15 protein-coding genes are annotated in these 24,554 nt (G+C 59.4%); all 15 read left to right on the top strand.

The genetic code is table 11. The features are described 5' to 3' along the window. The first annotated feature begins 31 nt into the window (after positions 1 to 31). The 15 genes from ACYVAC_RS18145 to ACYVAC_RS18075 all read left to right on the top strand — a co-directional run bounded on the left by ACYVAC_RS18145 (position 32) and on the right by ACYVAC_RS18075 (position 24,403). Positions 32 to 892 (top strand): NmrA family NAD(P)-binding protein, encoded by an 861-nt coding sequence (locus tag ACYVAC_RS18145; RefSeq protein ID WP_461099189.1) that lies wholly within the window; start codon positions 32 to 34, stop codon positions 890 to 892. A gap of 27 nt (positions 893 to 919) precedes the next feature. Next, positions 920 to 1,834 carry a helix-turn-helix domain-containing protein gene (locus tag ACYVAC_RS18140; RefSeq protein ID WP_461099188.1) on the top strand — a complete coding sequence of 305 codons (915 nt, stop codon included), beginning with the start codon at positions 920 to 922 and terminating at the stop codon, positions 1,832 to 1,834. Positions 1,835 to 1,954: 120 nt separating this feature from the next. Beyond that, positions 1,955 to 4,219, top strand: a complete 2,265-nt coding sequence (gene katG, locus ACYVAC_RS18135; RefSeq protein WP_461099187.1) for a catalase/peroxidase HPI — start codon at positions 1,955 to 1,957, stop codon at positions 4,217 to 4,219. 185 nt (positions 4,220 to 4,404) lie between these two features. Next, positions 4,405 to 5,523 (top strand): Gfo/Idh/MocA family protein, encoded by a 1,119-nt coding sequence (locus tag ACYVAC_RS18130; RefSeq protein WP_461099186.1) that lies wholly within the window; start codon positions 4,405 to 4,407, stop codon positions 5,521 to 5,523. Positions 5,524 to 5,768: 245 nt separating this feature from the next. After that, complete coding sequence (locus tag ACYVAC_RS18125; RefSeq protein WP_461099185.1) at positions 5,769 to 6,671, top strand: DUF808 domain-containing protein; 903 nt, start codon at positions 5,769 to 5,771, stop codon at positions 6,669 to 6,671. 353 nt (positions 6,672 to 7,024) lie between these two features. Further along, positions 7,025 to 7,627, top strand: a complete 603-nt coding sequence (locus ACYVAC_RS18120; RefSeq protein ID WP_461099184.1) for an RNA polymerase sigma factor — start codon at positions 7,025 to 7,027, stop codon at positions 7,625 to 7,627. A gap of 83 nt (positions 7,628 to 7,710) precedes the next feature. Beyond that, a complete protein-coding gene (locus ACYVAC_RS18115; protein ID WP_461099183.1) occupies positions 7,711 to 8,787 on the top strand; it encodes a FecR family protein in 1,077 nt (358 codons plus the stop codon). A 214-nt stretch (positions 8,788 to 9,001) separates the two neighbouring features. After that, a complete protein-coding gene (locus tag ACYVAC_RS18110) occupies positions 9,002 to 12,421 on the top strand; it encodes a SusC/RagA family TonB-linked outer membrane protein (RefSeq protein WP_461099182.1) in 3,420 nt (1,139 codons plus the stop codon). 17 nt (positions 12,422 to 12,438) lie between these two features. After that, entirely contained in the window at positions 12,439 to 14,412 is a 1,974-nt protein-coding gene (locus ACYVAC_RS18105; protein WP_461099181.1) for a RagB/SusD family nutrient uptake outer membrane protein, read from the top strand. 55 nt (positions 14,413 to 14,467) lie between these two features. Next, complete coding sequence (locus ACYVAC_RS18100; protein WP_461099180.1) at positions 14,468 to 15,778, top strand: rhamnogalacturonan acetylesterase; 1,311 nt, start codon at positions 14,468 to 14,470, stop codon at positions 15,776 to 15,778. 16 nt (positions 15,779 to 15,794) lie between these two features. After that, positions 15,795 to 18,701 (top strand): exo-beta-1,4-galactosidase, encoded by a 2,907-nt coding sequence (locus ACYVAC_RS18095; RefSeq protein WP_461099179.1) that lies wholly within the window; start codon positions 15,795 to 15,797, stop codon positions 18,699 to 18,701. Between the two features lie 14 nt (positions 18,702 to 18,715). Beyond that, a complete protein-coding gene (locus tag ACYVAC_RS18090) occupies positions 18,716 to 20,605 on the top strand; it encodes a rhamnogalacturonan lyase (protein WP_461099178.1) in 1,890 nt (629 codons plus the stop codon). Further along, positions 20,602 to 21,399: a rhamnogalacturonan acetylesterase gene (locus ACYVAC_RS18085; RefSeq protein ID WP_461099177.1), complete on the top strand. Its 798-nt coding sequence runs from the start codon at positions 20,602 to 20,604 to the stop codon at positions 21,397 to 21,399. The genes ACYVAC_RS18090 and ACYVAC_RS18085 overlap by 4 nt, the downstream gene beginning before the upstream one ends. 33 nt (positions 21,400 to 21,432) lie before the next feature. Beyond that, complete coding sequence (locus ACYVAC_RS18080) at positions 21,433 to 22,785, top strand: rhamnogalacturonidase (protein ID WP_461099176.1); 1,353 nt, start codon at positions 21,433 to 21,435, stop codon at positions 22,783 to 22,785. Between the two features lie 10 nt (positions 22,786 to 22,795). Beyond that, positions 22,796 to 24,403: a family 43 glycosylhydrolase gene (locus ACYVAC_RS18075; RefSeq protein WP_461099175.1), complete on the top strand. Its 1,608-nt coding sequence runs from the start codon at positions 22,796 to 22,798 to the stop codon at positions 24,401 to 24,403. The last annotated feature ends 151 nt before the right edge of the window (positions 24,404 to 24,554 follow it).

Raw genomic sequence — 24,554 nt, 5'->3', positions numbered from 1 at the left:
TCCTGTTTGTACTGTCTAAAAAATACTAGCTATGCTATTGATCACAGGCGCAACGGGCCAACTCGGACAAGCCCTTTTTCCGTTTTTGCTGGCCCGCTGGCCGGCCTCTCGACTGGCCGCGCTGGTGCGCGACCCGGCCAAAGCTACCCACCTGCGCGACACAGGCGTATCGATCCGGGTTGGTAATTATGACGACCCGGCAGCACTCGATGCGGCTATGGTGGGTGTCGAGCGGGTGTTGCTCATTGCGGGCACCGACGAACACAAACGCGTGGCGCAGCACGGCCAGGTTATCGATGCTGCCCGCCGGGCGGGCGTAACAACGGTGGCGTACACCAGCCGCGCCCTTCGCGACCGGACCACGCTGGCCAATTCGCTCATGGAAGGCCATTTTCAGACCGAAGATCTCCTGCTGGCCAGTGGGCTCCGGTGCGTGCTGTTCCGGAATAGTCTGTACCTCGATGCCATTCCGCTTTTTGTGGGCCCGGCGGTGCTCGATACCGGCATTCCGCTGCCGGCCGGTGTGGGGCAGGTGGCTTTCGCCCTCCGCAGCGAACTGGCCGAAGCCATGGCGACTGTGCTGACCGATCCAATTCCGGTGTCGCGGACCTATACCCTCACCGGCGACACGGCGTATTCGTTTGCCGATGTGGCGGCTGCCCTGCAGCAGCTGTCGGGCCGACCTGTTCGGTACACGCCGGCAACCGTAGCCGTGTTCGAAGCGCTCCTGACCACGCGGGGCGTGCCGGCGGCCGGTATCGACCGCATTGTGGGCTTTATGACCGATATTGCCAATGGCCAGGAAGCGGGCGTGACAACTGAGTTAAGCCAGTTGCTGGGCCGGCCAACCGCGTCGCTCCCCGATGGGCTGCGCCCGTGGTATGGACACTGAAGCCGCCCACATAAACCATCGTTCGGTATGAAAACAAGCCAGCCCCTGCGCATCGAGACGATATCAGCTTTTCACACCCTGATGGGGCTGCCCCGGCCGGCGCATCCGCTGATCAGCCTGGTCAACTTCGCCGATCTTTGTTACCAGCCCGAGGGGGCGCACCGCAGCCGCGTGCATGCCTTCTACAGCATCGCGCTTAAGCGAAATTTCGAGGGTAAACTGAAATACGGACAGCAACAGTACGACTTCGACGAGGGCATACTGCTCTTTATTGCACCCGGGCAGGTGCTGGCCATCGAAGCCGATGCCCGGCTGCACCATACCGGCTGGCTGTTGCTTATCCACCCCGACTTTTTCTGGAATACCTCCCTGGCCGGGAAGATCAGCCGGTACGAGTTTTTCAGCTACGCCGTGCACGAAGCCCTCCACCTCTCCGAAAGGGAAGAAAATACGCTCGTCGATCTGATTGGGCACATCGGCCGGGAGTACCACGCCCCGATCGATGAATTCAGCCAGGCGGTCATCATTGCGCAGCTTGAGCTGCTGCTGACCTACGCCGATCGGTTTTACCGCCGGCAGTTCATCACCCGCAAACAAACCAGTCATCAGTTGCTGAACCGGTTCGAACAAAGGCTCGATGAAGCACTGCTGCCGGAAACCCTGAGCGAAACGGGCTTGCCGACCGTGCAGGCGCTGGCCGATGACCTGGCCGTATCGCCCCAGTATCTGAGCACCTCCCTCAAGCTGCTGACGGGGCAAACGGCCCAGCAGCACATTCACGCCCGGCTCATCGACAAAGCCAAGGAACAACTCTCGACAACCGATCTGACTGTTTCCGAAATCGCCTTTGCGCTGGGGTTCGAGCACGCTCAGTCGTTCAGTCAGTTGTTCCGGCAAAAGACCCGGCTGTCGCCCCTGCAGTTCCGGCACACATTTAATTAATAAACGTAGGATCGATATGCTTATATAGATATTATCTATGCGCTTATAAAAACAATAAATTGCGACTATAGTGCTAAATGGTTTACCTTTGGTGGGTCAAACCAACAAACCTTTACACAGATGGCAAACGGCACAAATCCCGACTCGACAGTATGGGAGGTTAATGATGACAGCCAGGTCAACACCGTGGGCAAATGCCCATTCATGAACGGCGAGCTGAACAAGAGCGCCGGCGGAGGCACGCGCAACCGCGACTGGTGGCCCAATCAACTGAAACTGAATATCCTGCGTCAGCACTCGACGCTGTCGGATCCGATGGAGCCTGGTTTCAACTATGCCGAAGCCTTCAACAGCCTCGATCTGGCGGCTGTAAAACAGGATATTGTCGACCTGATGACCGATTCGCAGCCCTGGTGGCCGGCCGACTTTGGTCACTACGGTCCATTCTTCATCCGGATGGCGTGGCACAGTGCCGGTACCTACCGTATTGGCGATGGCCGGGGCGGCAGTGGCTCGGGTGCCCAGCGCTTTGCTCCGCTCAACAGCTGGCCCGACAACGCCAACCTCGATAAGGCCCGCCTGCTGCTGTGGCCTATCAAACAGAAATACGGTAAAAAAATCTCGTGGGCCGATCTGATGATCCTGACCGGTAACTGCGCGCTGGAGTCGATGGGCTTCAAGACGTTTGGTTTCGGTGGCGGACGCGAGGACATCTGGGAACCCGAAGAAGACGTATACTGGGGCTCGGAAACCGAATGGCTGGGCGACAACGTGCGCTATGCCGATAAGTCGGGCCGGAAACTGGAGCAGCCCCTGGGCGCTGCCAACATGGGTCTGATCTACGTGAACCCCGAAGGACCGGCCGGCAACCCCGATCCGGTGGCCGCTGCGCACGACATCCGCGAAACGTTTGGTCGCATGGCCATGAACGACGAAGAAACCGTGGCCCTCATCGCCGGTGGACACACCTTCGGCAAAACCCACGGCGCGGCCGACCCCACCAAATACGTGGGCAGCGAACCCGAAGGCGCCAGCATCGAAGAAATGAGCACGGGCTGGAAAAACACGTACGGAACGGGCCACGGTGCCGATACCATCACGAGCGGGCTGGAAGTAACCTGGACCACCAAACCGACCGAGTGGACCAACGATTACTTCGACCACCTCTTCAAGTACGAGTGGGAGCTGACCAAGAGCCCCGGCGGTGCCCACCAGTGGCGCCCCGTGAACAACGCCGGTGCCGATACCGTACCCGATGCTCACATTCCGGGCAAACGGCACCAGCCCACCATGCTCACCACCGACCTGTCGCTGCGGTTCGATCCGGCCTACGAAAAAATCTCGCGCCGGTTCCACGAGAACCCCGATCAGTTTGCCGACGCGTTTGCCCGCGCCTGGTTCAAGCTGACGCACCGCGACATGGGTCCCATCGAGCGCTACCTCGGCCCCGAAGTGCCGCAGGAGGAGCTGCTGTGGCAGGATCCGATTCCGGCCCGCACCTATGATGTGGTTTCAGATGAGGATATTGCCGCGCTGAAAGAACAGATTCTGGCCTCGGGCCTGACGGTATCGCAACTGGTATCGACTGCCTGGGCGTCGGCATCGACGTTCCGTAATTCCGACAAGCGGGGCGGCAGCAACGGCGGTCGTCTGCGCCTGGCCCCCCAGAAAGACTGGAAAGCCAACAACCCGGCCCAGCTGGCTACCGTGCTGAAAACCCTCGAAGGCATTCAGCAGTCGTTTAACAGCGCCCAGACCGGCAACAAGCAACTCTCGATGGCCGACCTGATCGTGCTGGCGGGCTGCGCCGGGGTCGAGCAGGCCGCCAAAAACGCGGGTCATACGATCACGGTACCGTTTACACCCGGCCGCACCGATGCCTCGCAGGAGCAGACCGACGTGATTTCGTTCCAGGCCATGGAGCACAGCGCCGACGGGTTCCGCAACTACCTCAACCCGATCCACAAATCTAAGGCAGAGGATATGCTGATCGATAAAGCGCAGCTGCTGTCGCTGACCATTCCGCAAATGACGGTACTGGTGGGTGGTATGCGCGTGCTGAACACCAACTTCGACCACTCGAAGCATGGCGTATTCACCGATCGGCCCGAAGCCCTTACGACCGACTATTTCACCAACCTGCTCGACATGGGAACGACCTGGCGGGCGGTGTCGGATGCCAACGACGTATTCGAAGGCCGCGACCGTAAAACGGGTGCTGTGAAATGGACCGGCACGCGGGTCGACCTTATTTTCGGATCGAACTCGGAGCTGCGGGCCATTGCTGAAGTGTATGGCTGCTCGGATTCGGAGGAGAAATTCGTGCGCGACTTCGTGGCTGCCTGGGATAAAGTGATGAACCTGGGTCGGTACGATCTGGCCTGATTGGCCTTCGTGCGCACGCCCTAGGAAAAGGTGGTCTGGCAACAGGCCACCTTTTTTTGTTCAGTGGCTGCGTACTGCAAGCCAGCAATCCCCGGGCTGTTCCGTTTAACCCATTTTCAGGGCTTGCCTGCGCGCAGCGGGTACTTTTGGGGCTGAATCGACCAAACCCCCATCCTGAACCCCGCATGCATCCCTACTCCCGACGAACCTTTATCCAACAGCTTGGCCTTGGCCTCGGCGCGTCGACGCTGTCCGGTACGACCCTGGCCCGGGGGCATTACACCCCACCCGTTGCCCCCGCCCGCAAGCTGGGCATTGCGCTCTGTGGACTGGGCCAATACGCGGGGTTGCTCAAAGGAAAACTGGTCGATTCGCAGTATAGCCGCCTGGCGGGTATCATAACGGGCACGCCGGCCAAAGCGCAGCAATGGAAACAGGAGCTGAAACTGCCCGATAAAAACTGTTACTCGTATCAGACGTTCGATCAGCTGCGCGACAACCCCGCGATCGAGCTGGTTTATATCACGCTGCCCAATGGCCTGCACAAAGAGTACACCATCCGGGCGGCTCAGGCCGGTAAACACGTGCTTGTCGAGAAGCCGATGGCGCTGAGCGAGGCCGACTGCCGCGAGATGATAGCCGCCTGCCGGGCAGCCGGGGTGCAACTGGCCGTTGGGTATCGGCTGCACTACGATCCACACCACCAGGCCATTCAACGGCTGGGTCAGCAGCAGCTACTGGGGCCGGTGCGCCTGATCGAAGCCTCACTGGGTTACCGCCTTGCGGGTATTCAGCCCGATAACTGGCACCTGAGCAAAACGATGGCGGGTGGCGGACCCCTGATGAACATCGGTATTTACTGCGTGCAGAGTGCGCGTTACGTGCTGGGCGAGGAGCCCGTAGCCGTGACGGCCCAGTACGGTCCGGTAACCATGCCCGACGTTTTCCGCGAGGTGGAAGAAAATATCACCTGGCAGCTCTACTTCCCGAGTGGCGCCGTGGCTACCTCGTCGTGCATGGCCAACGCCAATATCGACCGGCTGTATGCCGCTGCCGACAACGGTTTTTTCGAACTCAGCCCTGCCCTCAGCTATGGACCCTTCAACGGTCGCTCGAGTCAGGGGGTCTTTTCATTTCCGGTTGTCAATCAGCAGGCGGCCCTCGTCGACGACGTAGCCCGGCACATACTGGCCGGCAAACCAATGCCCGATCACATTGCCGGCGAAGAAGGTCGGCGCGATCTGCTGATTCTGGATGCGATCTACCGGGCTGCCGATACGGGCCAGAAAATCAGCTTACAGTAAGTTGAACGCTTTTCTGCCGACTTGCCAAGCTGGTTGCCAGGCGAAAATTGTGCACCTGACGGTAAGCCGGGGGCGCTGGCAGGTAGTGCCCGGGTCACTCAGCATCTTGGCGAATAGAGCAGTTCCCGTCGTTATTTTTGGCCTGCAAACAAACCCGTTCATAACAATCGGGGGGGAGTCAGGTGTTTTGCCATATAGTCTGCCCGGCTAACCTGATCGGGCCCACTCACTAAACGACACGATTCATGCCTTCTGGTTTTTTTGCCGTTCTCGACGATATCGCTGCCCTGATGGACGATGTGGCGCTCGCCACCAAAGTGGCTACCCGTAAAACGGCCGGCATCTTGGGCGACGATCTGGCCGTAAATGCCGAAAAGGCCACCGGCTTTCTGGCCGATCGGGAGCTGCCCATTCTCTGGGCCATTACGAAAGGGTCGCTAATCAACAAGCTCATCATCGTGCCGGTGGCGCTGTTGCTGAATGCCCTGTTGCCCGTTTCAATTCCCATTATTCTGACGATTGGTGGGTGTTACCTGGCCTACGAAGGGGCGGAAAAGATTATCCACTATTTCGCGGCCAAAAAACACGGCCCGGCGCCGGCTGCCCCGGCTGCACAAGCCGGGACCGGCCCCGACCTGGAGAAAGAGAAAGTCAAATCGGCCATTACTACCGACTTTATTCTCTCGGTGGAGATTGTCATCATTGCCCTGGGAGCGGTGACAGAAGAAGACCGCATCACGCAAATCGTAACCGTATCGGTTGTCGCGCTGCTGGCGACGGTGGGTGTATACGGCCTTGTCGCGCTTATCGTTCGCATGGACGATGCCGGTCGGGCGCTGCTGAACGGCGCCACGCCAAACAGCATTCGGTCGGTCATCGGCCGGGGACTGGTCGGGGCGCTGCCCCTCATCATCCGGCTGCTGGGCGTGGTCGGAACGCTGGCGCTGCTGCTGGTAGCTGGCGGCATTTTCGCGCACAATATTCCGTTTCTGCACGGACTCCTGCCCGGCGTACCGGCCACCCTGACCGAGTTTGGTCTGGGTCTGGTGGTTGGTTTACTACTGGCAGGTGTCATAATGGGCTTTCAGGCGCTGCGAAAGCCTAAAAACAGCCAGCACCCCGCAACCCGGGTCGAGCCCGGTGCCTGACCCGTAGCGCTGCCACAATTGGCTGAATCACCCCGTATCGCACAGGCTGTTGAAGACCTGAGTAGGCTGGTCTGTGCCCGGTGCTTCGGGCTGAAGTGGCCGTCACGGCATACCCGGCGGCTACTTCCACCTTTCCCGTTTGTCCGGTGGCCCCGGCTCGTTCCCGGCGCGACCCCCTTCGGTGTCGGCAGGGCTGGTGCGGCCGGCCCGTAGGTGTCGTACGCAGGCACATCGGCACGCATAAACCACCCGCCTAGGATGAAAGTGTAGGACAGCCCGGTTTCGTTTCGGACGGATATTGGCCATAGAAACCCGTAAACGGAATACTAATTCAGTAAAGTAGCGTGCTGCGTATGCGTAGAACCACACCAAGTGATGAAGAACTGTGGCAATTAATTAGGCAGGGGCAGGAGGCCGCATTCACCCAGTTGATGGAACGGCTCTTTCCGTCGTTGCTGCACTACGGGCGTAAATTCTCGTCGGATAAAGAACTGGTTCAGGACTGCGTGCAGGACACGCTCGTTTCCCTGTGGCTACGCCGTGACCAGCCGCAGCCCATCCTCTCGATCCGAACCTATCTGTTTGCCGCTGTACGCCACTGCGTATCGCGTCGGGACCGGCAGGGGCAGCGCTTCGGCGCCCTGACGAGCGACGTAGAGCAAACTCCCTTTACCGTTACCTTCTCGGTTGAAGAGTCCTGGATTGCCGACGAACTGAACCGGGAGCGACTCCAGCAGCTCAATGCACTGATGAATCAGTTGCCGCCCCGACAGAAAGAAATTATTTACCTGCGCTATTATCAGGATCTTGAAAAAGACCAGATCGCAGCCATTCTGGCGATCAATTATCAGTCGGTGGCTAACCTGCTGCACCGGGCCCTGAGCAGGATGCGCAGCCAGCTTCCGACCGCATTACCTGCATTATTCTGGCTATATTTTTCCCTGGCAGCGGTTTAAATACAAAAATTTAGAAAATTCTTCCTCTTTGGTGAGTACAGTTGGCCAGTTGCTGACCCTTCGTTAAAAGGGCAACAGGATTCATGAAGCACTGGTTAACGTACAGAACCGCCGATGCGTTTGCGACCGACCCCGCGTTTCGGGCGTGGGTGGCCGCCGGGCAATTCGATCAGCCGGGTCATGCCTATACCCACTGGCTGGCCCAACATCCTGACAGTCGTGGGCTGGCGCAGGATGCCGCTGATCTGCTGCGGTCGGCGGCCGTACCCGATGAGCCGATGACCGCCCGGGAGCTGACCGATCAGATCGAAGCCACCTGGCAGAAAGTGAGACGGGCGGAAGCCGAACGTACGCCCACGGTCAGGCCGCTGCCGCGCCATCAGAACTGGCTCTGGCGGGCCGCGGCCATACTGCTCATTGCCGGCGGCCTGGGCTGGTGGGTGGGTCGGCCGGCTAAGCCGGTGGCGCAGCTGCCAGCCAGGGCCTGGCTGGTAGCTGCCAATCGGCAGACCACCGTGGAGCCGCTGAGTCTGGCCGATGGCAGCGTCGTATGGCTGTATCCCGGCAGCACCCTTCGGTATCCCGTTCGCTTTGCGCCCAATAGGCGGGAGGTGATACTGACGGGCGAGGCCTTTTTTGAGGTTCATAAGAATCCCCGTCAGCCGTTTTATGTAAAAACGAGCCAGCTAACCGCCCGGGTGGTGGGTACCAGCTTCCTGGTCAGGGTGCTGCCCCGGCAACAGGAAACCGTGGTGCAGGTGCGTACGGGTAAGGTGCTGGTGTACCCAACCGCCCGAACGGTCGCCCGGGAGCGCCCCGTATCGGTGCGGGCCAATGAAGAACTGCGGGTAGCCCGCTCGCAGGAACCCCTGGTGGCCCAGTCGACCCGGCAACCCTCCGACCTGTCGGAACAGCTGAACGAACAGGGCTTCGAATTCAACGAAATGCCGGTTTCGGTGGTGCTGACCGCGCTCGCCAAAGCCTACCGGATGCCTCTCGAGTATGATGCGGAGGCCTTCCGGCATTGCCGCATTACCACCAATCTGGCCGATGAGCCGCTCACTGAAAAGCTAACCATATTGGCCGAAACCATTGGCAACGGAACCCGGGCCGAGCTGGTCGAGAACCGCATCCGCATCACGGGGGCCGGCTGTCCTTAAACCACTTCTAAACAAACGCCCAATGATCTAAACACAGCAGAAAAAAAGCCACCAATGTTGCTGCATTGATGGCTTTGGGTCCCCACTGAGTTGCTGCTCAGGTGCATTCCGGGAGAGAATGCCGGGACAGTTTTCAACAGGCCTTTACCCTTTCAAAAACATGAACAAGTCTACTCAAATTTGCCGACGAATTGTCGGCACAGGGTTTTATTTAGTGAAAATATCGGCGCTGCTCCTCGTGCTGGTGGGCTGGTTTGCGTCGGCATCGGCTGCCTACCCGCAGCGTGGACAGGAATTGCTGAACCGGCGGGTGAGCCTGCGGGTCGACAATGGGCTGCTGCGCGACGTGCTTCGCCAGATCAGCAAACAGACCGACGTCCGGTTTTCCTACAACACCCGCACCGTTCCGCTCGACAGCCGGGTGGTGGTCAAGGCCGAGAATGAACCGCTGGGCGACCTGCTCGACCGGCTGCTGCGGCCCCTGCACGTAGGCTTCACGGCTTACTCGCAGCTGATCGTGCTCAAGACGCTGGCCCCTGCCGAAACGTCGGCGGCAGAACCAGGAATCGATCGGCCGGCCGCGCAGCCAAACCTGACCATCAGCGGTCGTGTAATGGATGAGAAAAATGATCCCATGCCGGGCGTCAACGTAGTACTGAAAGGCACGAACCGCGGCACCACCACCGATGCGGACGGGCGGTACCGGCTCACCGTGGCCGACGGCAGCGCCCCCACGCTGGTGTTTTCGCTGGTCGGCTACGCCACGCAGGAAGTTCCGGTTGGGAACAGGACCGTGGTAGACATCAGCCTGTTGCCCGACGATAAGACCCTCACCGAAGTGGTGGTGGTTGGGTATAACACGGTCAAGCGGACCGACGTTACATCGGCCGTGGTGAGTGTGAGCGCCGATGACATTCGGTCGAGACCCGTAGCCAACGCCCTGCAGGCCATGCAGGGGAAAGCCGCCGGCGTAGACATTACGTCCAACGAGCGGCCCGGTGAGGTGGGCAGTATCCGGATTCGGGGCAACCGCTCCCTGACGGCCAACAACAACCCCCTTTACGTAGTCGATGGGATTCCGCTTTCATCGGGCGGAATCGAGTTTATCAACCCCAACGATATCGAAGCCATCGATATTCTGAAGGATGCCTCGGCCACGGCCATCTACGGATCGCGCGGGGCCAACGGTGTGGTGATGATTACCACCAAACGGGGCAAAACCGGCCGGCTGTCGCTGGAATACGTGGGTACCACCACCATCGAGCAGATCAAAGACCGGCTGCCGTTGATGAACGCATCGCAGTACATCGAATTCCGACGCGATGCCTACCGCCGGATCAACTACATCAACACGCTGGCGGGTAAAACCACCCCTTCGGGAACTGGCTATCCGGAGGCCCCCAGTCAGGTCGATGATCAGCGCATTTTTGCCGGTGATGCCTATGCACTCGCCAACGTCAACAAAGGGTGGGTAAATGGCGTCTGGAACGGCGATCTGGTACCGACCACCGACTGGACCGGCCTGGTACAGCAAACGGGCGTCACCCACGACCACATTATCAGTGCCAGTGGCGGAACCGAGAAAATCAAAGCGTATGGCTCGTTTGGCTATCTGAATCAGAATGGCACCCAGCTTGGCCAGGATTACACCCGCTACAGTGCCAAGGTGAGTGTTGATGTGACGCCGGTAAAATGGTTCAGGATGGGGGGCACGATCGACGGAACGTTCAGCAAACAGAACTATGGCTTTTCGACCACCAATGCCACCGGCCCCGGCAGTCTGTATGCGGCTGCCAGGGGCATGCTGCCGTTTGCCCAGCCCTTCGATGCGGCCGGCAACCGGATCAACCTGCCCGGGGGCGATATCACCATTCTGAACCCGATTGGCGAAGATCAGTATAACATCAACCTGCGTAAGGTGACCCGGGCCGTCGCGTCGCTGTACGGCGAGGTTACCCTGCTGGACGGGCTACGCTACCGCGTCAACTTCGGCCCCGATTTCTACTACAATAACAATGGCCGCTGGATGGACCAGAACTCGATCAATCGGGGCGGTGGGGAGCCGGGGTCGACCAATTATGCACAGCTGAACAACACCAACAATTTTTCGTGGTCGCTCGATCAGCTGGTTTACTACGACAAAACGATTGGCAAGCACAGCGTCGGGCTGACCCTGCTGCAGAACGCTACATCCTATCGGCAGGAAACGGCATCCATGACCGCTACCAAACTGCCCTACAACAGCCAGTTGTGGTATCAGCTGGGGTCGGTGAGTGCCCTGGATGGCTTCGGTACCAACCTGGTTCAGTCGTCGCTGGTATCGTACATGGTGCGGGCCAACTATAATTTCAACAGCAAATATATCCTGACGGCCTTCGGGCGCTGGGATGGCGCTTCGCAGCTCGCTCCGGGCCACAAGTGGGACTTCTTTCCCTCGGTATCGCTCGCCTGGCGACTGGATCAGGAAAATTTCATGAAGTCGCTTCCCTGGGTCGACGAACTGAAAGTACGGCTGGGGGTTGGTGTTACCGGCAACGCAGCCATTTCGCCCTATTCGACCCAGGGGGTGCTGCAGACCTTGTACTATACCTTTGGCAGTTCGGTACAGCCCGGCTACGTATCGTCGGATGCCTCGCTGGCCAACCCCATCTCGCTGCCCAACCCCCAGCTGGGCTGGGAGCATACCCAGCAGTATAACCTGGGCGTCGACTTCAACCTCTTCAAAGGCCGTATCAATGGCGCCCTTGACCTGTACACGTCGCGAACAACCGACCTGCTGCTGCTGCGGAACATTCTCTCGATCAATGGCTATACGACTTCGCTGGCCAATATCGGCGAAACGGCCAATCGGGGCGTTGAGCTGACCCTCAACACGGTCAACGTCAAAAACCGGCAGTTCGAATGGAACTCCACGCTGAGCTTCGGGGCCAACAAAGACCGTATCGTTACGCTGGCCAACGGAGCCGTCGACGATCTCAACAACAACTGGTTTATTGGCCAGCGGCTGAGCGTGTACTACGACTACGTGAAAGACCGCATCTGGCAGAATACCCCGCAGGATCTGGAAGCGATACAGAAGTTTGCGGCCAATGGGCAAACCTTCCGCCCGGGCGACATCAGGGTGGTCGACCAGAACGGCGATTACAAAATTGATGCAAACAACGACCGCGTTATTCGGGGCAGCAGCAGCCCCAGCTGGACGGGCGGTATCTCAAACACGTTTAGCTACAAAGGCTTCGAGCTGTCGGCCTTTGTTTTTTCGCGCTGGAATTTTTTCATGCGAACCGGGGCCGAAGCCCTGCAGGGCCGGTATGCCCAGCGGCTGGTCAACTACTGGACACCCGCCAACCCGACCAATGACTACCAAGCTCCTAACTACAACAGTGCCTCGGGCGATGCCTTTGTCAACGCCAGCAATTACCAGGACGGGTCGTTCGTCAAAATCCGGAACGTAACGCTGGGCTACATCATCCCGGCAAACCTGGTTCGGAACGTGGGGCTGTCGCGCGTCAAAGTATATGCCCAGTTGCTCAACCCCGGCCTGATCTATTCGAAAATAAGCTGGCTCGACCCCGATACGGGGCTGTCTAACTTCAACCGAGGACTGGTCTTTGGTGTAAACGTCGGCTTCTAACCTCAACTCCCCTTTCCATGAAACCTCTTGTTCGAACGCTATATACCACTACGCTGGTCGCTGCGCTGCTGGGCGTGACTGCCGGCTGTAAAGAAACCTTCCTAGACGAAAACCAGATTACGCGGCTCACGACGCAAAATTTCGAAACACCCAGCGGACTCGATGGCCTGTCGATTGGCATGTACCAGAGTCTGCGCTTTCATTTCAACTACGAATGGGCCTATTCGACCACCAACTACGGTACCGACGAATTCACCGTTGGGGGCGACCGGAGTGTGCAGATGTACAATTCGTATGATGCCAACCTGAACTCGCTCAGTGGCGATATCGCTACAGTCTGGGATAACATGTATGGCAATATCAACTCGGCCAATGTTCTGATCAAGAACGTGCCGCTATTCTACGGCGGTGGTCCGGTGGCCGATACCCGCCTGGGCGAGGGCTACTTCATGCGGGCCTTCGACTACTTCAAACTGGTCCGGCAGTTTGGGGGGGTGCCGCTGAAACTGACCCCATCCAATGGCATCGAGGAGGAGTTTGTCCGGGCTACGACCCAGCAAACCTACGATCAGATCGTTGCCGACTTCACACAGGCCTACACCCTGCTGCCCGCGACCGTTTCGGAAACCGGGCGGCTCACCAAGTGGGCAGCCGCGCATTTTCTGGCCAAAGCCTACCTCTACCGGGCCAGCGAAATCAACAGCGACTGGAACAGTGCCACCAAAACCGCCGATCTGCAGAACGCCGTTAAATATGCCGATCTGGTGATCAATACGAGCGGCCATACCCTGGCCACCAACTTCAGCGACCTCTGGAATTTCAGCACCCTCGACGGGCCCAACGAAACCAACAAAGAAATCATTCTGTCGGCCCAGTTCTCCGGCAACACGGCTACGCAGGGCCGCTACGGTAACCAGGTGCATCTGTACTTCCCGTCGGTATACCAGACCCTGCCGGGTATGCAGCGCGATATTCCCGGTGGCCGCGAATTTCAGCGCCTGCGCACCACCGATTACGCCATCGACGTGTATGACCGGGTAAATGATTCGCGCTTCTGGAAAAGCTTTAAAACGAGGTATTTGTGCAACCGTCCGTCGTCGGCACCCACCTGGACGGCCGCAACCGCTCCCAGCCCGGGGCTGGTAGGCAAGCCTAAATTTGCCGGTGGCGAAGAGGCTGTCCTCTACATTGTCAACGCGCCCGGCGATGCGCGCTACACGGCTGCCAACATACCCCTGCGGGCCCCGTCGCTATTCGTGCGGTACTTTGCCGGCCAGCCCGAGAACATGCTGGGCGGTCACGGCAATTACAGCGTCAGTCAGTACGTGGGCCTGTCCAAATTCAGCGATGGCTCCCGCAATACCGTTGCCTCGCAGTTTGGCCAGCGGGATGGCATTCTGGCGCGTCTGGCCGAAACGTACCTGATCGCGGCCGAAGCGCATGGCCGGCTGGGGCAGTATGCAGCCGCCCTGCCTTACCTGAACAAAGTGCGCGACCGGGCGGCCTACAAGGCGGGCGAAGACCGGTCGGCTTATGTCGATGGGGGGCTGTCGTATAAAACGAACTCCGCTGCCAATACAGCCCAGTTCGTTTCCTATTCGGATAAGAACACGTATTTCGAATCGAACAATCTGGCCGTGACCACCGCCAGCACCCTCGATGCCATGCATCTGAACAGCGAAGCCGATATATTCGGGGCCACCAACCAGTTTTACGCGAAGGTAGGCGCCACCTCGCAGGCCGACCAGTTCATTGCGTTTATGCTCAACGAACGCTCGCGCGAGCTGATGGGTGAGCTGATGCGGTGGGAAGATTTGTCGCGGACGAAAACACTGGTGGCTCGGGCAACGGCCTTCAACGAAGAAGCCAAACCGATGATGCCGAAACACCTGCTCCGGCCCATACCGCAGAAGTTTCTGGATGGTGTGAAGCAGGGCGGGGCCATCTTAACCGCCGACCAGAAAACCACCATGCAAAATCCCGGCTGGTAGGCCAATGGATCCGTGGGCCGATGCCCCCGCATCGGCCCACCGAATCGTATGTAGTATGCACAAACTGCTGAAACAGGCCAATTGCCTGCTCGTTGTAATCGGGTGTCTTGTGGCGCGTTCGCTGGCCGGTCAGTCGTTTTCGTTCGGGGCTGAACCGACCAGCGGCTTCACGGTTGTCGACACCGTAGCGCGGTACCGGGCCGGTGCCGCCTACGGCTTCGACCTGGGCGCGCCGGTGCAGTTGATCAGCCGGTCGGCCACCAACCGCTACGTAACCGGCCGCCAGCCATTTTATTTTTCGGTAGCGGTGCCGCAGGAAGGAAATTACCGGGTGACGGTAACGCTGGGCGATACCGAAGGCCGCAGTCTGACCACCGTAAAGGCCGAATCCCGCCGGCTGATGCTTTTTCGGGTCGCAACCCGGAAAGGAGAAATCAACCGGTTCAGCTTCATGGTGAACATACGCAAGCCCCGGATCAGCACGGGCGGCCAGGTAAGCCTGAAACCCCGCGAGCTTGGCCGGCTGGACTGGGACGACAAACTCACGCTGGAATTCAGCGATGAGCGCCCCTGCGTGCGGGCCATCGAAATTACAAAAACCGATACGCCGGTTACCGTCTATCTGGCCGGCAATTCAACGGTTGTCAATCAGGAAGAAGAGCCCTGGGCAGGCTGGGGGCAGATGATCCCGCGCTTTTTCGGGCCGGGGGTGGCCATTGCCAACCACGCCGAGTCGGGGCTGAGCCTGGGCAGCTTCCTGGCCAGTCGCCGGCTGGAGAAAATTATAAGCGTGATCCGACCCGGCGATTACCTGTTCATTGAGTTTGGCCACAACGACCAGAAAGAAACGGGCCCCGGCGACGGAGCCTATCAGTCCTATACCGAACGGCTCAGGACGTTTATTGCCACCGCTCGCGCGCACGGGGGCCAGCCCGTACTCGTTACCTCGACCGCGCGCCGGTCGTTCGACAGCAGCGGCCGATCGGTCAACACCCTGGGCGATTATCCGGAAGCCGCCCGGCTGGTAGCGCGCCAGGAACAGGTGCCGTTGCTCGATCTGAACCGGCTGACAACCACCCTCTACGATGCGCTGGGCGTCGACGGCTCGAAGAAAGCGCTGGTGCATTATCCCGCCAACACCTTCCCTGGCCAGGATAAACCACTGGCCGACAATACACATTTCAACCCCTACGGTGCCTACGAACTGGCCCGGTGCATCGTGCAGGAAATCAAACGAAACAAACTGGGCCTGGCGGGCTATCTGGTACAAACCCCCGCATTCGATCCGGCCCGCCCCGACCCGGCCGATGCCTTTTACTGGCCCCCGAGCCCGGCCCTGTCGATCCGCCGGCCCGACGGTAACTAACTGCCTTCTCCTCGTTATGAATCACGTCCAAACCCGTCTTCTGTTACTGAGTTGCTGCTGGCTGCTGGCGCTGACCAGTCTGGCCGCCCCGCCCGTTCGCTCGCTGGCGGGGCAATGGCGCTTCCGCACCGACCCCGCCGATCAGGGTGTTGCAGAGCGCTGGTTTACCCGGCAACTGCCCGACACGATCAGACTGCCAGGGTCGATGCTGACCAATGGCAAGGGCGATCCGGTGACCCTGCAAACCCAGTGGACCGGGAGTATTTACGACAGCTCCTGGTATTTTAACCCGCGCATGGCCAAGTATCGCCGGCCCGACAATCTGAAGTTTCCTTTCTGGCTCACCCCGGCCAGGCAATACGTTGGCCCGGCCTGGTATCAGAAAGATGTAACGATTCCGGTCAGCTGGCAGGGGCAGCGTGTTGTGCTCTTTCTGGAGCGCCCGCACACCGAAACCCGGGTCTGGGTCGACGATCAGGAACTGGGCGTGCAGAACAGTTTAAGCGTGGCCCACGAATACGATCTGACGGGCGTGCTGAAACCGGGCCGGCACACCCTCACCATACGCATCGACAACCGGATCAACGCCATCAACGTTGGTAAAGATTCGCACAGCCTGACCGACCATACGCAGGGCAACTGGAACGGGATTGTGGGCAAACTCGAACTACGGGCCGGGTCGCTCGTCTGGTTCGACGATGTGCAGGTATATCCCGACCTCGCCCGAAAGCGGGCCCTGGTCAGGCTCACCATCCATAACCACACGGGTCGGGCAGAGGGCGGCACGATCAGACTGTCGGCTGCCAGTTTCAATACACCGAGCCGGCAGCAGGTAAAGCCCAGCACCACAGCCTTCCGGATCAGCGACCGGGAGCAGACCCTAGAGATGGACTTGCCGATGGGCGACCGCGTGCTGACCTGGGATGAATTCAATCCGGCCCTGTACAGACTGACGGCCGATCTGAAGACCAGCACGGGCCGGCACGACGTAAAAAATGTCGAGTTTGGCATGCGTTCGTTCGGGATTGAGGGCACCCGGTTCACGGTGAATGGGCGACCTGTTTTTCTGCGGGGCACGGTTGAAAACTGCGCGTTTCCGCTTACCGGTTATGCCCCGATGGATGTTGACGCGTGGGTCCGGGTGTTTCGGATTGCCAAACGCTACGGCCTGAATCACATGCGCTTTCATTCATTTTGCCCGCCCGAAGCCGCTTTTGCTGCCGCCGACCGGGTGGGCATTTACCTGCAGCCTGAAGGCCCCAGCTGGGCCAACCACGGCACATCGCTGGGCGACGGCCTGCCGGTCGACCAGTACATCTATGACGAGACCAACCGCATGGCCAAAGCCTACGGAAACTACGCGTCGTTCTGTATGCTGGCTTATGGCAACGAACCCAAAGGCGGAAAGCAGGTTGCCTACCTCGAAAAATTCATCGACTACTGGAAAAAGAAAGACCCCCGGCGCAAGTACACGGGCGCTTCGGTGGGTATGAGCTGGCCGCTGGTGCCGGGCAATGAGTTTATGGTGAAATCGGGCCCGCGGGGGCTCGACTGGAGCAAACAACCCGACAGCCGGCAGGATTACCGGTCAAAAATCGAGCCGTTCACCGTGCCTTATGTCGCCCACGAAATGGGGCAGTGGTGTGCCTTCCCGAACTTTAAAGAGATTAGCCACTATACCGGGGTTTACAAGGCCCGAAACATGGAGCTTTTTCAGGAAGATCTGGCCGACCGGGGTATGGCCGACCGGGGCGAATCGTTTCTGATGGCGTCGGGAAAACTGCAGGCCCTGTGCTATAAACATGAAATCGAGACGGCCCTGCGCACCCCCGGCATGGCCGGCTTTCAGCTCCTGTCGTTGAACGACTATCCGGGTCAGGGAACGGCGCTGGTGGGCTTGCTCGATGTGTTCTGGAACGAAAAAGGCTACCTGACCGACCGGGAGTTTACCCGGTTCTGCAGTCCGACGGTACCCCTGGCGCGGCTGCCTAAATTTGTGTTTCAGAACAACGAAACCCTGCAGGCCGACCTTGAAGTAAGCCATTTTGGCCCGTCGGCACTGACCCGGGCCCGGATAGACTGGACCGTTACCGATGCCGCCGGCCGCACCCTGGCCGAGGGCCATCTCGATCCCGGAACCGTACCCATCGGCAGCAACCTCGCGCTGGGCAGCATCCGCGTACCGTTGGCCAGTCAGACCAAAGCCGCCCGACTCCGGCTGACCGTTTCGATTGCCGGAACGGACATTGCCAACGACTGGCCCTTCTGGGTATATCCGGCCGCCCGGCCGGTCGACCAGCCCGCCGACATTTACCGCTGTACCGAACTGGATGCCAGGGCCGAAGAAACGCTGCGGAACGGCGGGAAGGTGCTGCTGCTGGCCGCCGGCCGGATCGAAAAAGGCAAAGAAGTGGTGCAGCACTTTACGCCCGTTTTCTGGAATACATCGTGGTTCAAGATGCGCCCCCCCCATACCACCGGCATTCGCTGCGAGCCGGAACACCCCGTTTTTGCCGACTTTCCCACCGAATACCACAGCAATCTGCAATGGTGGGAGATTCTGAACAAAGCGCAGGTGATGAATCTGGAAGACTTTCCGGCGGCTTTCCGGCCCCTGGTACAGCCAATCGACACCTGGTTTCTGAACCGCAGGCTGGGGCTGTTGCTCGAAGCCAACGTAGGCCGGGGAAAGCTTATGCTGTGCAGCGCCGACCTGACCAGCGACCCGGTCAATCGGCCCGTGGCGCGGCAACTGCTGGCAAGTGTGGTGCGCTACATGCAATCCGATCGATTCAACCCGGACCAGTCGGTCGATCCGACGGTTATAAAAGCACTTTTTACGACGCCTTCGCAGGACACCTTCCGGGCTTACACCACGGATAGTCCGGATGAACTGAAAACAAAAACGCCCCTCCGGCCGTAACCCGCCCGACCGTTATGCGAAACCTGGTTACCTACCTTTTCCTGCTGGGGCTGCTGGGCCCAACCAGCCCATTGATGGCCCAGCGGTTGATGGAGGCCCTGAACCGGGGCGTGGTGGCCGTTCGGTCCGACAATCAGCGCGTTTTTGTAAGCTGGCGGCTGCTCGTTACCGACCCCGATGCGGTGGCCTTCAATGTGTACCGGGCCGACCCGGGTAGGGCGCCCCGAAAGCTGAACGAACGACCCATCACGGGCGGAACCTGGGCTGTCGATTCCAGCCTGCTGGCGGGTCAGGACGCGGTCTATACCGTACGCGCATTAGTCGGGGGGGCGGAGCGGCCAGCCGATGGCCAATACACCCTCGCCAGCCGGGCTACCCAGCCCTACCTGACCGTGCCGCTGCAAACGCCGGCCGGCTATATGCCGAACGACGCATCGGCGGGCGATCTGGACGGCGATGGAACCTATGAGCTGATTGTGCATCAGACAGGCCGGGGCCACGATAATGCCCATGCCGGTCTGACCAGCCCCCCGATTCTGGAGGCCTACAAACTGGATGGTACCTTGCTCTGGCGCATCAACCTGGGGCCCAACATCCGCGAAGGGGCCCACTACACCCAGTTTATGGTCTACGATCTGGATGGCGATGGTAAAGCCGAACTGGCCTGCAAAACGGCCGATGGCACCCTGGATGGCCGGGGCCGGTTCATTGGCGATTCGACCCGCCACTGGGTCAGGACCGATGGCCCCCTGGCCGGCAAAATTCTGGATGGCCCCGAATATTTTACCATTTTTGACGGGCCGACCGGGGCTGCGCTGGCCACCACTGATTACGTTCCCTCGCGTTATCCGAACGATGGCTGGGGCGGTATCGGCGGCATTGGCGGTACCGACAACAGCGGCAACCGGGTCGATCGCTTTCTGGACTGTGTAGCGTATCTGGATGGCAAACGGCCCAGCGTGGTGATGTGCCGGGGCTACTACGGCCGAACGGTGCTGGCCGCCTGGGACTGGCGGGGCGGTAAACTAAGCGCACGCTGGGTGTTCGACTCGACCAACATGCCGGACGGTTTCTCGGGAATGGGCAATCGTAACCTGACCGTGGCCGATGTCGACAACGACGGTAAGGACGAAATCATTTACGGGGCTATGTGTGTCGATGACAATGGCCGGGGCCTGTACACTACCCGCCTGCGCCATGGCGATGCCCTGCACGTATCGGACTTCGACCCCGCCCGGCCAGGGCTCGAGGCCTGGGGTATTCACGAAAATGAGGCCCCTGTTCCGGGCTATGAGCGGGGGTATGGCGCGGCCCTGTTCGATGCCCGTACGGGCGAGATTGGCTGGGGCACATTTCCCGGGCAGGATGTGGGGCGGGGCGTTGCGACCGATATCGATTCGGCCAACGCCGGCGCCGAGTTGTGGTGGTCGGGTTCCGATGGGCTGTACAACACCCGGGGGCAACGGGTGGGCCAGTCACCGCCCTCGGCTAACTTTCTGGTCTGGTGGGATGGCGATCTGACCCGCGAACTGCTGGATGGCATTCATATCGACAAATACCACAGATCGGGCCCGGCTACCCGCCTGCTGACGGCCGGGGGCTGTCTGGCCAACAACGGCACCAAAGCCACGCCCGCCATCAGCGCCGACCTGTTTGGCGACTGGCGCGAAGAGGTCGTTTTTCGCACCGAAGACAACCGGCGTCTGCGCATCTATACCACCACGATTCCAACGGCGCACCGGCTGTACACGCTTATGCAGGACCCTCATTACCGGCTCAGTATTGTGTGGCAAAACGTAGGATATAATCAGCCGCCCCACACCCGTTTTTTTCTGGGGCACGGCATGCAAAAACCACCGCGCCCGAACACTACGATCATAACCCCTAACCAACGTCACCAATGAAACGTACATGTCAGTTTCTTCTCCTGGCACTGCTGCTGGGCAGCTTTGTCAGTGTACAGGTCCAGCGTCCTACCCTGTATATTATTGGCGACTCCACCGTACGGAATGGCTCCGGGAAAGGGTCCGACGGGCTGTGGGGGTGGGGTAGCGTGCTCCATACTTATTTCGATACCACCCGCATTGCAATCGAGAATCACGCCATCGGTGGTCGAAGCAGCCGCACCTTCCTGACCGAGGGCCGCTGGGACAAGATCATGGCCACGCTGAAACCGGGCGATTTTGTACTCATGCAGTTTGGCCACAACGACGGGGGAGCAATCAACGACACCACCCGCGCCCGTGGATCGATCAAAGGAATCGGCAACGACTCCGTAGCCATTGATAACCTGCTCACCAGGAAGCACGAAACCGTGCATTCGTATGGCTGGTACATGCGCCGGTACATACGTGATACCAAAGCCAGAGGGGCCACGCCCGTTGTTTGCTCCCTGGTGCCGCGCAATGTCTGGAAAAATGGCCGTGTCGAGCGGGCAGCCGACAGCTATGCCGGTTGGGCGGCCGCAAGTGCGCGGGCCGAAGGAGCGTTTTTTATCGATCTGAACGAGCGCATTGCCCGCCAATACGAAGCAGGATACGATGAAGCCCGGCTGCAAGCCGACTTCTTTCCGGTCGACCACACCCACACCAACCAGGCGGGGGCTGCATTCAATGCCGCTGCCGTGGTCGAGGGGCTGCGCCAACTGAACGGTTGTGCGCTGAATCAGTACCTGCTCACTGCCGGCAAAAAGCCCTGATGCCCTCTGCACCGGCCCCTGACAACCTGCCTTATGATCCTCGTTAATCCGTTTGTTCTGACCAGAAAACTGGTTGCCCTGCTGTGCCTGCTGGCACTCACGGGACCCCTTGCCGCGCAGCCGAAAAAACCGGCTGCCTTTCCGGATGGCAGCCCGATCAGCCCCTGGTTCACGACCGTTCGCAAAGTCGGTCTGGCCCAGCTCGGCAAAGCGTATGTCATTACCGACTTTGGCGTAAAAACCGACAGCACGCTCGTACAGACGGCCGCTATTCAGCAGGTTATCGACCTGGCTGCCCGCCAGGGTGGTGGGGTAGTGGTTATTCCGGCCGGTACGTTCATGAGCGGGGCCTTGTTTTTCAAGCCCCGCACCCATCTGCACCTGGCGTCGGGGGGCACCCTCAAAGGCTCCAACGCCATTGCCGATTATCCCAAACTGCCATCCCGCATGGAAGGGCAGAACCTCGACTATTTTGCTGCCCTGGTTAATGCCTATAAAGTCGACGGCTTTACGATTTCGGGCAAGGGAACGATCGATGGCAACGGACTGCGGTTCTGGGAAGCCTTCTGGGCCCGCCGGAAAGAAAACCCGGCCTGCACCAATCTGGAAGTGTCTCGCCCGCGGCTGGTCTTTATCTGGCAGTGCACCAATGTGCAGATACAGGATGTGAACCTGCACAATGCCGGTTTCTGGACGAGCCATTATTACCAGTGCCGGAACGTGAAAATTCTGGACGCCCATATTTACTCCCCCTACCAACCCGTAAAGGCCCCCAGCACCGATGCCATCGATCTGGATGTATGCACCAATGTGCTCATTAAAGGGTGTTACCTGTCGGTCAACGACGATGCCATTGCGCTCAAGGGCGGCAAAGGACCCTGGGCCGACCGCGTGCCCAGCAACGGGGCCAACACCAACATCCTGATCGAAGATTGCGAATTCGGCTTCTGCCACTCGGCCCTGACCTGCGGCAGCGAAGCCATTCACAACCGCAACATCATCATGCGCAACTGCCACGTGAGCGAGGCCAGCCGGGTGCTGTGGCTGAAAATGCGGCCCGACACCCCGCAGCGATACGAGTACATTACGCTCGACAACATCAGGGGTCAGGCCCGGAGCCTGCTGTATGTGAAGCCCTGGACGCAGTTCTACGATCTGCAGGGCCGAACCGATGCACCGCTGTCGTTTTCCGACCATGTGCGCCTGAGCAACATTCAGCTCCGCTGCGATACGTTTTTCGATGTGGCCGTTTCGGACCGCGACAGGCTATCCAACTTCACGTTCGAGAACCTCGATGTACAAAGCAAAAATCCAGCGATCGATAAAACAGTGGTCAGTGGATTTACCCTTAAAAACGTGCTCATCAACCACGCCCGGGTAGACTAAGCCCCCCGCCATGCCGAAACCGTCAATTCGCTTACTGCCGTTCGTCGTACTGACAGCCGGTCTGCTGCTGCTGGGCAGCCAGACGAAAGCCCAGCAGCTGCCAATCCGAAACGATGTGTTCTGGTACACAACCGACAAGCGCCCGATCAACAGCCAGGGCGGGGGTGTGTTCCGCTTCACCGACCCGAGCACGGGTAAACAAAAATATTACTGGTATGGGGTACACTACCGGGAGGCCGATACCTATCGCGCAAACCCCGCGGTTACGCTGCCCAACGCCACGTTCGAAGCCGTAACGTGCTACAGTTCGACGGATCTGGTCAACTGGACATTTGAAAATAACGTGCTGACAAAGGCAGCGCTGAGCCCGCATGAGGGCGGTAAGCCAACCTGGGTAGGTCGGCTGGGGGTGGCCTATATCGAGTCGCTGCATACCTACGCGCTCTTTGTTCAGCACGGCAACGAAGTGCTGATTTCCACCGCCAGTTCGCCCACGGGTCAGTTTGCCTGGCATCAGCAGATTAGTATGAAGTCGATGATCGGCACGTCGAATACAGGCGACCAAACCGTTTTTACGGATGAGGATACCGGAAAATCCTACCTGATCTACTCGTACGGCAATGGCCGCAACCGAATCTATGTATCCGAAATCGGGGTCAAAGACGGGATGGTGAACCTGCTGGATTGCAAACAGGTTTTTCAGGGTGAAAGCCGGGAGGGCAACTGCCTGTTCAAGTACAGGGGCAAGTTCTACATGTGTGCCTCGAACATCTACGGCTGGGATGCCTCGTATGCCTATTATCTGGTAGCCGATGATATCCGGGGGCCCTACACACCCACCAACCACATGCTGGTCATGAACGGCTGCGCCGACGATTATGCCCATGTAACCCAGACCGGCTTCTTCTATACGGTAAAGGGCACCCGGCAGGAAACCGTTGTGTACTGTGGCGATCGCTGGGCCAATTTTGCCGGCAACGGCCTCGGCTACAACCACTGGTTTCCCCTGTCTTTCGACGGCGGTACCCCGTACTTCAACTCCATCGGTGCCTGGCAGCTGAATGCCCGGACGGGCGAGTGGCGCGTTGGGGCCGACAACAACTACGTGAAAAACGGCAGCTTCGAAGCCGACCGGAAAGCCATACCCAGCCCCGTAAAGCCCGAGCAAACGCAACTGACCGGCTGGACCACGACCATCATTTCCGGAAATGCCATCAGCCTCGACCCCAGCACCTCGCCGGTGCTGAACTACAGCCCAACCGAACAGGAACGAGCGGTGGTAATCGGTGAAAAGTGCCTGGCCATCCGCGACAACGTTGCTTTTCGGCGGAAGGTGTCGCAGACCATTCGCTCGTCGCCCTACGTAACGCTCGAAAACGGACGGTACACGCTGACGGCAAAAATCCGTAACAGCCGCTTTACAAAATTGGTCATGTACGCCACCACCAACGGCAAAACGGTTAGCTACCCAATCGAAACAGCGAACGCTGACTGGCTATCCATCAGGCTGGAGTCTGTCGACATCCGGCAGGGCGAGGTCGAAATCGGTTTTCTGGCAGACGGTATGCCCGGCGCGTTCTGTTATGTAGATGATGTAACCCTGGTAAGAGCCCGGTGATAGCCCCACTTATGCCTCTTGCCGGTGGGGGCCGGCCAGCTGGCTAGCCGTTTTTGGGCAGCATGTCTGGCTTTTCATCGGGATGGGGCTATGTACCTGAGGGTATTGTGGTGTTGGTCCTGCCAGCCAGGGCAGCCGGGCTGGCAGGACC

The organism is Spirosoma luteolum (genome assembly GCF_054778875.1).
Note: the sequence above shows the minus strand (reverse complement) of the source record. Positions and strands in the feature narration are given on the sequence as shown.